Source organism: Nocardioides sp. URHA0032, assembly GCF_000620645.1.
In the GTDB taxonomy this organism is placed as follows: Bacteria; Actinomycetota; Actinomycetes; order Propionibacteriales; family Nocardioidaceae; genus Nocardioides.
Genome location: NZ_KK211160.1, coordinates 217,225 through 229,186 on the forward strand (window position 1 = coordinate 217,225; position 11,962 = coordinate 229,186).

An 11,962-nucleotide genomic window follows, 5' to 3' on the forward strand; every position below is an offset into this window, starting at 1 on the left:
CGGCGCCGGTCGACACGGGCATGGGAACCCTCGACTTCGGACCTGCCACAACGACCGTCGCCCGGATCGTCTCCGGCGTGCGCGACGACCAGCTGGCTGACCCCACACCCTGCCCGGCGATGACGGTCGCCGACCTGCTCGACCACCTGCACGGGCTGTCCCTCGCGTTCACGCTCGCCGCGCGCAAGGAGCCGATCCCCGGCGGCGGGGCGCCGTCCGCCGACGGTGCGCGCCTCCCGGACGGATGGCGTGAGGAGGTCGGCGGGCGGCTCGCCGCGCTGGCCGCTGCCTGGGCGGACCCGGCGGCGTACGACGGCCTCACGATGGCCGGTCCCGTCGAGATGCCCGGCGAGATCGCTGCGCTGGTCGCCATCGACGAGGTGGTCGTGCACGGCTGGGACCTGTCCCGCGCGACCGGCCAGGACTACGACCCCGGCGAGTCCGCCGTACTCGCGGCGCTCGGCTTCGCGCAGACCTTCGACGGCCCCACCGACGGTGGCCTGTTCGGCCCGCCGGTGGCCGTTCCCGACGACGCCCCGGCCCTGGACCGGCTCGCCGGCGCGACCGGTCGCGACCCCGCCTGGAGGCCCTGAGCAGCTCGCTCGAGCACGTCCCGCGCCCACCGGCCGGATTTCCGTCGCACCCGATGGCTCCGGTACATTCTCCGGCGGTGGCGTGTCCGAGCGGCCGAAGGTGCATCACTCGAAATGATGTGTGGGGTCAAACCCACCGTGGGTTCAAATCCCACCGCCACCGCCAGGGGGCGGCGACTCTTTGAAGTCGCCGCGCCGACAAAAAGTGGAAGCGCTTCCGCCGAGGCCCGAAATCGGGTTAAGGCGGAGGCGCTTCGCTGTTGGTGAGCGCTCTGAGCGCGCGCGACCACGGTCTGCGCCTGTGCACCGGCGCAAATTTCCGCTGGACGGCGGGTATGCGGGCATGGCTCTAGCCCGGCTGGCGGGCCGGGCTAGTGGAGAACGACTGATGAAGTTCCGAAGGCCCCCGCGTCGAGGCCGCTAGGCGACTGCGGGAAGTTCTTCGGGCGGTGGATCTGGTGCCGCGTCGCCCGGCGGGGTCCGGAGTGCATCGGTTAGCGCTTCCCGCTTGACCCAGCGGTGGCCGGTCTGGGGGCTTCGTTCAGCCGTGCGGAGAAACTTGCGGATCTTCGCGATCGACGACGCCGCGAGGAGCAGTGCGGCGAACAGCGTCTGTGCGGCCTTGCCTCGCACGAGGCGGGCATCGGGATTGTCGAGTGCTTGGGCGGCGTGCTTCTTGGCGAACCCGTGCACCCCTTCTTGTGCCTGTCGGAGCCGCACGTAGGTCCGCTGGTGCTGGTCGGTGCCGTAGCGCAGTTCCTGGCGGTATCGGCTGTACGACTCGTCGCCATCCTCGGTGTAGTCGATAGTGATGGTTTGCTGCTTGCACACGTCGAGCAGCGGTTCGTCGTTGGGTCCCTTGAGGTGTTCGGGAGGGTTGATGGTGAGTCGGACGTCGACGACCTTGCCGTCGGGCTGCCGGGTCTTGCGCTCGGGGAGCGACTTCTCCTTGAGTGGGCAGCGAGCGGTGGGGTTGTTCCCGGCAGCGGGGCAGGCGAGCCGCTGCTTGCCGTCCTCTTCCTTGCCGTGGGTGCGCATGAGGTAGTCCTCGCGGGACTGGATATTCCCGAGCCACTCCTCGTGAGTCCGGAGTGGTACGCCGTCGCTGTCCTTGGTGCGACGCAGCACGGTGGCGTTGATGAGTTCTTCGGGCATGGCGGGGCAGATGAATGTGCCTTCGACCATCCGTGCACCGGTACGGTGGGTGCCTTGGCTGCCGTGGTGCTTGGAGCCGTACCCGAGGACGGGCTGGTAGCCCACTTCTCGGGCGGCGTCTTGGAACTTTCCCGGGATCTGGTCGGTGTAGAGAAGGTCACCGGCGAGCCACTTGCGGGGCAGATCGCGGATTTGTGCGAGGTAGGCGAACATGCGCCGCGCGTTGCCCGACGGGTCGAATCCTGGGCGGTCGGTCGTCATGCAGAGCGGGAGCGCAGGCAACCACTGGCGGTCGCCGTTGTGACAGTCAACGGCGACGATGAGGTGAATCTCCAGCGCCCAGAACACGCCACGGGAGAGGACTGCTGGCTCTCCATGGTCGCCGACGTGATCGTAGACGCCCCCGTCGGGATCGGAGGAGCAGTACGCGTTGTGCTTGCCGCGCATCTTCGAGTAGAGACGCATCGGTGTGGCGTCGATGCAGGCTGACCCTTGGTACTTGCGGCGTACCTTGCGCGGAAGGCACCGGAACGCGGTCTCCAGTAGCCGATTGCAGACCCAGTCCAGGCGGGCTTGGAAGAGTTGCTGCTGAGCAACCGTGAGAGACCGCTTTCTCTGCTCCACGTCTTGCCACTCCAGGTTGCGGTTCTTCGGCAACACGGACGGGTCGATGGTGGCGAGCATCCGTGCGAAGGTGCGGGCGACGGTCCGCTCTGAGTTCTCGTCCCAGTTCCGGTCGGCGAGCGCGAGCGGTTGGTCGCGGGCCTCGTCGGCGGGGCGGGTAGGTCGGTCGGAGTAGGTGATCCCGAGCCGCGCGCGGGACGTAGCGCTTATCTTGTGGAAGAGCACGTCTCGGACGTTGGTCATCCAGAGGTTCCCACCGTCGGTGGCAATCAGCCAGAGCGCGACCATGATCGCGTGGAACGGGATGGTCTCCTTCCGTCCCCGGTGGTCCTTGCCCGCAACGTGGTGGTCGGTCATGTATCGGCAGACACCGGAGCGGGTGATGAAGGCTGATGCTGACTGGACGTGAGCGTCGGTGTAGTGGTGGAAGTGCTTGTTGATGTCGAGGTCGTCGGCCTCGATCGGTGTGACGGGCGGCAGCATCGCGGCGTACTCATCGACGGTTCCGGTAGGGATGATCTGCCGGTGCGTTGCTGCGCAGGCTTCACCGGGCTCGGCCCGGCGCGACCGGATGGGTCGACCGGCGTACGCCTTGGGCTTTTCAGCGTCAGCCGTCTGCTTGGCTCTCTTGTTTGCGGCGCGCTTGGCTGGATTCCCAGACCGCCTGTCAGCGTTCAGACTGGCGTCCGGATTGTCGTCCGGCTCCTCGGACGATCGCGTTGCTGTGGCGTTCGGGTGGTTGGCGAACGCGGCGGTCGCCCGGCGACGACGCTCCGGCTTCCGGCTCACTGTGGCCCCCGGAGCGCGGCGGCGATCTCCTCATCGGTCTGAGGCTCGCAGTAACCCATCATCCGCGAGAGCGACTCGGTGGTGCGCAGCCCGGCAGCCTTCATCAGCGACCGCAGCGGCACCCCGGCTTCCATGTGCCGCACCAGCCACGTGTTCCGAAGGCTGCTGGAGTTGAAGTACACCGGCGGGGTGTACAACTCCTGCGCCTTGTTGAGGACGATGTAGTGGGTCGCCTCCGTAATGGGCGTATCGCGCCACGGCGTCGTCATGTAGCGCCGGGCCGAGGTCACTTCCAAGAGCGCCGCGACACGGTCCTCCCACTCGCGACGGCAGGTGACGGTGCGGGTCTCGTCGTTGAGCGTCGTCAGAACGACGTGGATGCCCTGGTCGTCGACAGCGAAGTCTTCGGGCGTCAACTGGAGCAGTTCTGAGGTGGTCGGTCCGAACGCCAACCCGAGTGTCACCACGGCAACCACCCGGTCACGGCGCTGAGCGGGCCGCACACCACACGCCCACTGGTAGAGCGCGGCTTCATCCGTGGACGTCAAGGGCGGGATCGCCTCGCCGCTCGACAACGACGGCTGCGACTTCGGATTCCGGATCGTGACCCCCTTGAGGGCGACCTGGATGAAGTCCGTCCGGCGTCGATAGTTCGCCACCGTCGACGGGGCGTGTCCACGCATATGGTGGTACAGGAACCGGTCCACGACCGGCTTGGAGAACACGTGCTCCCGGGTCAACGGACCGTTGTCGACCGCGACCGACCGGACGAGCATCCCGATGCACGAGAGGGTGAACTCGACCCAGGTCTTCGTCACCGGTTGCGGAGCGATCATCAGGCAGTCGCGAACCATGTCGTGGGTGAAGCCCAACAGGTGATCGGGCATCGGCGGATGCCCGCGCCACTTGTTGATGATCAGGTACGCCAACTCACGAGCCTGCTCGGCGTCGGGGTGCAGCGGAAGGCCACGCTTGCTCATCAGGACCCACCACTCAGGGGCGGGAACCCGGTGGCGGCACTCGCGGACGGGTCCGCAGTGCGCGAGGTGCTTGCGCCAGCGATCCGAGGGCCAGTCGCCGACAGCATCTGCCGGGACGGTGCCAACGAGCCCCGACTCGGTCCACTTGATGGAGTAGTCGGTACGCGCAGACTGCGCGAGCCGCTCACCGGGCGCGAGCCGCGCCACGACCTTGGCGTCGTGCGGGTCAGTGCAGGACTGCGGGGAAGTGGCGCGGGACTCGCGCCGGAGCGTCTGAGGAAGGACGGGCTCGACAGAGTCGACAGGTCCGTCAGAGTTGACGGACCGCAGTCGGGCACCGCCCGAAGGGGCGTCGCGCATCTAAAGTTCTCCTGGGTGACAACTGGGACCCAGGAACACCTCGTGCTAAGGCACAAGTGCACCAGGGTCGTCGAGGACCGGTGTGCCGGGGCTTCCGGCACTCGATCTGTTCGACGACCTGTTGGTGCGCATGTCGACGTCCTAACACACCCTTCCCTGGTCGAACAAGCGTTCGACTGGGCCGGGGTGGGTGGGCTAGTCCGCCTCACGTCTCAAGCGTTTCGCGAACTGGTCCAGTCAGCCAATGGGCGCGACCAGGTCGGGCAGGTCACGTGCGCGCTTCCCGTCGATCACATGATCGGGTTGACAGCGCGTATGCGCGATTCGAGTCATCATATCTCGGAGTTCGCTCTAGGGTGCGACCCATGACCAGCCGCTCCGTTGGGATCCCGCCTAGGGAATGGTTGCTGACAAGGTCAACCGGTGCGAGTCAGAACCAGCGGAGCGGCCCGTTCGGACACGTCGACGAGGACCTCCTCCGCTGGAAGCGCGCCCGCACCGAAAAGGAGCGGGCCGACCTGGCGGCGGCCAAGGTTCAGCACCGGCTCGCGCAGGAACTCGATTCACTCATCCGACGACGAGGCCGCAGTCGGACAGCGATTGCCGACGCCATCAACATGACCGAGGACCACTTCGGGAAGATCCTGACGGGATACGCCCACATCAACCTTACCGACGTCGTGCGCATCGCCGCGTTCCTCGGACAAGACGTCCAGATCACTCTTGAACGGCGAACGAATCCCTCCGGGAGGGGCCAGGAGAGCCAGTGATGCAGTCTCAGTCGCAGATTGACCGCATCACCCAGTTCGGTTTCGACCGCGCCGCAGCCGCTGGCCTCGTACGCGCATGGGGCGACGATGCCACGGCGGCACTGCTTGGCATGGTCCCGAGCGAACTGCGACAGGCTGGATACAGCGCCGCAGACGCCGTCGAAGCCGTCTACCACGACCTCGACTACCCCGAGGTGCTCCAGTACTTCCGCCACGGACTCACGGCCCACCAAGGCGCACTCATTGAGTCCAAGGAAACCGCCCGCCTGAACCTGTTCGCGGGAGGCCCTGGCGCCGCCGACGACTTCCTCGGAGTGGCGGCGCCCAGAGACTTCCTAGTAGGCGTCCTCCTCGTCGCAAAGAGTCCGCAAGAAGCGGACCACCTGCTCGATCGCTACGAGGCCGCCGCGCAGGCGGGCGACATGAGGGCGGTCGAGGTCCTAACCGGCGAAGTCCGAATGCTCGCTGGACTGGTCGCGCCAGCCCTCGATTGCCCCTGCCGCTAGAACACCTCGACGACCCGGGACAGATGCACCGCCATGCAACCCACCTTCGGTGTCGAGACTGGCCCGGTGCGGCGGCTCCCGAGGAACCCCGTCTAGGGCGGACAAGGCATGCCCCGGCACGCCCTGACCGGCGCGTCGGAGGTGCCTTCGTCGTTGGGCAGGCCGGAGGCCGAGCGTCGTTCGTACTCCTGTGTCTCCGGCATTGCCTAAGGTGCTCCACGTCAGCATTGACCTGACGTATGCGAGCCCCCGTGCCCGTGAACGTCCAGCAACGGGCCAAAACTGACGATGTCGACGCAGACAACATCAGGTCAAGAAGCAAGGCGGACATACCGGTGAAGTTGACCCAGCAGGAACTCGAATCTCGACTCTGGGGAGCCGCCAACGCGCTCCGAGGACCCGTCGACCCCGCCGACTTCAAGACCTACGTCTTCCCCATGCTCTTCTGGAAGTGGATCAGCGACACCTGGCTCCACGAACACCACGAAGCCGTCTCCAAGTGGGGCGACAACCTCGATGACGAGATCGAGGCCGACTTCCACCGCTTCGCGGTGCCGGATCAGTGCCTCTGGTCCGACGTCACCACCAAGACCGGCGAGAACCTCGGCGTCCGCGTCCGGCGCGCGCTCGACAAAGTCGAGCAGGCTAACCCCGCGACTCTCGCCAACGTCTTCGGTGACGCGCAGTGGGGCAACAAGGAACGCCTTCCCGAATCCGCTCTCATCGCGCTCGTCAACGCCTTCAACGGCGTTCCCCTTGACCCCGAGTCTGTCTCGCACGACGCGCTCGGCCACGCCTACGAGTACCTCCTCAAGCAGTTCGCCGAAGCCTCCGGCAAGAAGGCAGGGGAGTTCTTCACGCCGCCAAGTGTCGTGCACCTGCTGGTCAACATCCTCGACCCGAAGCCCGACGAGGAGGTCTACGACCCCGCCTGTGGCTCCGGGGGCATGCTCGTCGAAACCATCAACGCCATCGAAGCGCACGGCGGCGACTCCCGCGAGGTCCGACTGTTCGGACAAGAGGTCAATCTCACCACCTCCGCCATCGCCCGCATGAACCTCGCCTTCCACCAGAAGGTCGGCTCCGAGATCCGACGCGGCGACACCCTCCGAGAACCCAAGTTCTGGAACACCGACGGAACCTTCCGCCAGTTCGACGTCGTCCTCGCCAACCCACCCTTCTCGCTGGAGAACTGGGGAGCGGACACCTGGCCCGCCGACCCCCGCTCCTTCTGCGGCGTGCCTCCAGCGAAGAACGGCGACTACGCCTGGATCCAGCACATGATCGCCTCGATGAAGCCTGGGCACGGACGTGTCGGCGTCGTCATGCCCCACGGCGTTCTCTTCCGAGGCGGATCCGAAGCCAAGATCCGGCAGTGCCTGATCGAGGAGGATCGGTTGGAAGCAGTCATCGGTCTGCCTAACAATCTCTTCTACTCAACGACCATCCCGGCCTGTCTCCTCATCTTCCGTGCGGAAAAGTCGGAGGAGCGCAGGAATCACGTCCTGTTCGTCGACGCCACTGCCCGGTTCACTAAGGACAAGAACCAGAACACGATGACCGAGGGCGACGTCCAGGTGACGCTGGACGCATACCGCACAGGTGGCAATCCAAACGACGAGGGGATTGAGGCCCGGCTCGTACCCTTCGACGAGATCAAGGCGAATGGGTTCGACCTCAACATCACGCGTTACGTCGCAAAGGCCCGAGAAGAGTCCTTTGATGTCGGGTCGGCTCTAGTGGCCTACGGCGACTCACGGGAAGTTCGCCGAGAGACCGAGCGCGCCATGTTTGCGCGGCTGGCTGCTGCCGGAGTTGATGTGTCGACGTTGGGGGTCGGCGAATGAGTGAGTGGCGGATTGCGACCCTAGGTGCTGTCGCGAACCTTCAGAACGGCTACGCGTTCAAACCCGCTCAGTTGACAGGTCGTGGTGCCCCTGTCGTACGGATCAGGCAACTGCTGGACGCCTCTGCTGAGGTTGACTACAGCGATGTCCAAGTTCCAGAGCAGTTTTGGATCGAGGACGGTGACTTGATCTTCAGTTGGTCCGGAACGCTCGCCGCAGCGGTGTGGGGACGTGGGCCAGCGATACTGAACCAACACCTCTTCAAGGTAACGTCCGCGGACCAAGCAGTGGACCTGCGTTGGCTTCATCTTGTTCTCGATCACGCGATCGATGACCTCAACACCAAGACCCATGGCACGACGATGAAACACATCACCAAGAAGGTGCTAGAGGCCCAGGCTGTTCCTGTCCCTCCGCGTGCGGAGCAGCGCCGCATTATTGATCTGATCGGCGGGATCGATGTGCATATTGGCGCGCTGTCCGAGGAACTTCAGTCCGCCCGGGCCTTGTATCGAAACGCTTCCAGTCGTCTGTGGCTAGATGTTGACGAGATGGAGGCTCCGGCGCGCGCACTCGGCGACGTGATGGCCCTCGACATCGACCGGATCACGTTGGAGCCGGATGAGACATATTCGAGCGCGGGTGTTCTCGGGGCGGGACAGGGACTCATCAACAAAGGAACCTTTCGTGGGGCTGACACGGGCTACGCCGTCATGAACAGACTTCGTGTGGACCAGGTCGTGATGCGAAAACTGACCGCCTGGGAGGGACCAATCACGATTGTTCCTGTCGCGTTCGACGGCTTCGTGGCCAGCAATGAGTTCCCCACCTTCAGCCTCACCTCTGAGGTGAGGGCCGGGTGGATGCGGCACGTCTGCCGGACCGAGCGGCTCTGGGAGGAGATGAAGAACAGGGTCACTGGCTCGGTTCAACGACGCAAGCGTCTGAATCCCGAACAACTGATGACGGTGTCGCTACCAGTGCCGAGCCGCGATGCGCAGGACCTCGCAGCCGCCGCGCTTGACGAAGTCGACGCGCTTGTCGGCGCTCTCGAAGTCGAACTTTCGACTACCCGCACATTGCGCCGTGCCTTGTTGACCGCACTCTTGCGCCAAGACCTCAATATTCCTGACTCATACGACTCTCTCCTGGAGAAGGCAGTCGTCTGATGGCTGGGTTCAACGAATCATCCACGGTCCAGGCGTGGCTGGTGAAGCACCTGCAGTCCCTGGGATGGAAGCACGTGCCGGGCAACCAGTTGTCGCGTGCGAAAACGGACGTCTTCGTTGACGAGTGGCTGATCGAGGCGCTGGAGGTCCTGAATCCGGAGATTCATGGCTACCCCGAGCGCGTCGACGAGGTTATGCCAGTCGTACGCTCCGCTGCTCTCGCGGGTGCGACGGACGGGTTGGTGCCTGCGAACGAGCGCATGGTCGAGTTGCTGCGGGGTTCGAAAACGGTGCGTTTCGTCGGCACGGATGAGGACGTGCCGGTTCGGTTGATCGACTTCGGGGATCCGGACGACTTGCGCCTCGGGAATGCTCCGACCGAGAACGATTACGTCGTCTCCGATGAGGTGAGTTTCGGACCGCCGGGCAAGGAGCGGCGTTTCGACGTGGTGCTGTTCGTGAACGGCATCCCGCTCGTCGTAGTCGAGACGAAGACGCCGGTGAACGCGAGCGTGTCCTGGTACAACGCCGCGAAGGACCTGGCGAACGTTTATTGCGTCGAGCATCCGTCGTTCTTCGTGCCGAATGTGCTGATGGTGGCCACCGAGGGCCGGGAGTACCGGTTCGGTGCGGTGGGGCAGTTCCCAGAGGAGTGGGAACTTTGGGGCTCGACCGACGATCCGTTCGACCTCGACGGGTTGCCGCGCGTGAAGCGGTCGGTCGAACTCCAACTGACACCCGCGCGGGTGCTGAGCATCCTGCGAGACTTCACCCTGTTTGAGAACACCCTCGCCGGACAGAAGCGGAAACTACTTCCTAGGTACCCGCAGGTCGAGGCCGCTGAGGCAATCTTCGAGAAGGTCCTCACCGGACGCCCCGGCGGCCTCGTCGAGCACTACCAGGGCACCGGCAAGACGCTGCTGCAGGCGTTCGCCGCCGTCATGCTGCTGCGCGACGACCGCATCGGTGGACCGACGGTCATCTGTGTGGTCGACCGCCTCGACCTGATCGAGCAGACCCAGCGGCAGTTCACCACCGCCGGACTCCCGCGCCTCACCGTCGCCACCTCGAAGTCTCACCTCCGGCAACTGCTCGCCGAGGACTTCCGGGGCATCATCATGACGACCATCCACCGGTTCGACCGAGAGAACAAGACGCTCCCGCCGCCGGTGCTCAACCGCCGCACCAACATCATCGTCACCGTCGACGAAGCGCACCGGACCACCGAAGGCTCTCTCGGCGATGACATGCGCGCCGCGCTGCCGCACGCCCGGTTCTTCGGCCTCACCGGCTCGCCGGTCGCGGACAAGGACCGCAACACCTTCAAGTTGTTCGGCGACCCGAACGACCCCGGCTACGTCATGTCTCGCTACGAGCCGGAGCGCTCGATCGCTGACGGTGCCTCGGTGCCGATCCATGTCGAGCCCCGCCTGGTGGATTTCCACCTCAACAAGGCCGCGCTCGACGAAGCGTTCAAGGAACTGGTCGCGCAGGAGGGCCTCACCGAGGAGCAGACCGACTTCCTCTCCGGGAAGGCCGCCTCGGTCAAGACCCTCATGATGAACTCCGAGCGCATCCGCGCGGTGTGCGAGGACATCGTGGACCACTACACGATGAAGGTCGCCCCGCTCGGGATGAAGGCCATGGTCGTCGCCTACGACCGCGAACTCGTCGTCGCCTACGAAGCCGAGATCAAGCGCATCCTCGCCGAGCGCGGACACGCCTACGGCGTCGAGGTCGTCATGTCCGTCGGGTCCGGCAAGAACGAGCCCTCTGAGTGGGGTCGGTACGCCCTGACCCGTGAGCAGGAAGCCGACGTGAAGCGCCGCTTCAACGACTTCCGCAACCCGCTCACCTTCGTGGTCGTCACCGCCAAGTTTCTCACCGGGTTCGACGCCCCCATCCTGTTCGCCCAGTACCTCGACCGGCCACTCCGGAAGGTCACCCTCTTCCAGGCGATCACCCGCCCGAACCGGAATTGGACCAATCCCGAGACCCGGCAGCGCAAGCGATATGGCCTCGTCGTCGACTACGTCGGCCTCGGCGAAGAGATCGGCAAGGCACTCACCCCGGCCGACCCCACCAAGGGCGGCAAGCGGCCCGTCGACGTCGACGAACTTGCCGACACCTTCGTCGAGAAGATCATCGAGACACTCGACAGGTTCCGCGGCATCGACCGGACCGCCACCGACTTCGAGACCCTCGCCGAAGCGCGCGACCGGCTGCCACCCGGTGACGAGCGCGACAAGTACGCCCGCGAGTTCACCGGCCTTGAAACCATGTGGGAGTTCCTGGACCCCCACCCGGTCCTCGCGGAGTACCAGGACGACTACAAGTGGCTCGCCAAGGTCTACGAAGCCGTCAAGCCCACCAAGGTCTCCAACGACATCCTCTGGGCACGCCTCGGAGCCAAGACCCTCGACCTTGTCCACGGACACATCAGCAACGTCACCATCCGAGGCACCGGACTCGAAGAGGTCGTCGTCGACCCCGAAGCCATCCAAGCCATCAAGCAACTCATCCTCGACGAACGCGCCAAGAACGGCGACGCAGACGGACAAGACGACGACGGCGAGCAGGACTCCATCACCGTCGCCGACGTCCTCGACACCATCGAAGCCCGCATCAAGCGACGCTTCGACAAGTCCGGCGCAGCCATCTACCAAACCCTCGCCGAACGCATCGACGCCCTCCGAGCCCAGGCGCTCCAAAAGGTCGGCGACTCCATCGAGTGGATCAAGAAGGCCCTCGAAGTCGCCAAGTTGACCGTCCAAGCCGAGAAGATTGAAGACGAAGGCAACCTCGCCGACGCCGAACGACTCCTCGACCCCAACATCGGAGCACTCACCCAGATCGTCGACGAGAACAAACCCGAGAACGCCCCCGTCGTCGTCGAAGACCTCGCACGCGACATCGACGCCATCGTCAAACAGGTCCGGTTCACCGGCTGGAACCAGAACAACCCTGACGGAGACAAACTCGTCCGCCGCAACATCCGCGACGTCCTCGGCTCCTACGGCCTCCCGCCCACCGGGCCGCTGTTCGACAACACCTACGCCTACGTCAGCGAGAACTACTGACGGCGACCGCCTTATGCGAGCGATGCCCGCTCGAACCGAATTGACCCTTGCAGGAAGCCTGCCCGAACTTGGAGAACGCCACAGTGACA

The 11,962-nt window shown here is 65.0% G+C and carries 8 protein-coding genes and 1 tRNA gene; 7 read left to right on the forward strand and 2 right to left on the reverse strand.

From position 1 onward, the window contains the following. Positions 1-20: 20 nt before the first annotated feature. Together N538_RS0119105 and N538_RS0119110 are read left to right on the forward strand one after the other, a co-directional pair. Positions 21-593 carry a TIGR03086 family metal-binding protein gene (locus N538_RS0119105; RefSeq protein ID WP_028638631.1) on the forward strand — a complete coding sequence of 191 codons (573 nt, stop codon included), beginning with the start codon at positions 21-23 and terminating at the stop codon, positions 591-593. 76 nt (positions 594-669) lie between these two features. Beyond that, positions 670-759 (forward strand) — tRNA-Ser (locus N538_RS0119110). A 254-nt stretch (positions 760-1,013) separates the two neighbouring features. Here N538_RS0119110 and N538_RS0119115 read toward each other — a convergent pair. Next, positions 1,014-3,161 (reverse strand): hypothetical protein, encoded by a 2,148-nt coding sequence (locus tag N538_RS0119115; protein WP_155992250.1) that lies wholly within the window; start codon positions 3,159-3,161, stop codon positions 1,014-1,016. Next, positions 3,158-4,348, reverse strand: a complete 1,191-nt coding sequence (locus tag N538_RS0119120) for a tyrosine-type recombinase/integrase (protein WP_155992252.1) — start codon at positions 4,346-4,348, stop codon at positions 3,158-3,160. The genes N538_RS0119115 and N538_RS0119120 overlap by 4 nt, the downstream gene beginning before the upstream one ends. Before the next feature lie 518 nt (positions 4,349-4,866). On the opposite strand from N538_RS0119120, the gene N538_RS0119125 reads away from it, so the two are divergent. The 5 genes from N538_RS0119125 to N538_RS0119145 all read left to right on the forward strand — a co-directional run bounded on the left by N538_RS0119125 (position 4,867) and on the right by N538_RS0119145 (position 11,873). Further along, entirely contained in the window at positions 4,867-5,271 is a 405-nt protein-coding gene (locus tag N538_RS0119125; protein ID WP_028638634.1) for a helix-turn-helix domain-containing protein, read from the forward strand. Continuing rightward, positions 5,271-5,777, forward strand: coding sequence for a hypothetical protein (locus N538_RS0119130; RefSeq protein WP_155992254.1), 507 nt, complete (start codon positions 5,271-5,273; stop codon positions 5,775-5,777). The genes N538_RS0119125 and N538_RS0119130 overlap by 1 nt, the downstream gene beginning before the upstream one ends. A gap of 251 nt (positions 5,778-6,028) precedes the next feature. Continuing rightward, positions 6,029-7,624: a type I restriction-modification system subunit M gene (locus N538_RS0119135; RefSeq protein WP_197025400.1), complete on the forward strand. Its 1,596-nt coding sequence runs from the start codon at positions 6,029-6,031 to the stop codon at positions 7,622-7,624. Beyond that, complete coding sequence (locus N538_RS27605; protein ID WP_081790587.1) at positions 7,621-8,793, forward strand: restriction endonuclease subunit S; 1,173 nt, start codon at positions 7,621-7,623, stop codon at positions 8,791-8,793. The genes N538_RS0119135 and N538_RS27605 overlap by 4 nt, the downstream gene beginning before the upstream one ends. After that, positions 8,793-11,873 (forward strand): type I restriction endonuclease subunit R, encoded by a 3,081-nt coding sequence (locus N538_RS0119145; RefSeq protein WP_028638638.1) that lies wholly within the window; start codon positions 8,793-8,795, stop codon positions 11,871-11,873. The genes N538_RS27605 and N538_RS0119145 overlap by 1 nt, the downstream gene beginning before the upstream one ends. The last annotated feature ends 89 nt before the right edge of the window (positions 11,874-11,962 follow it).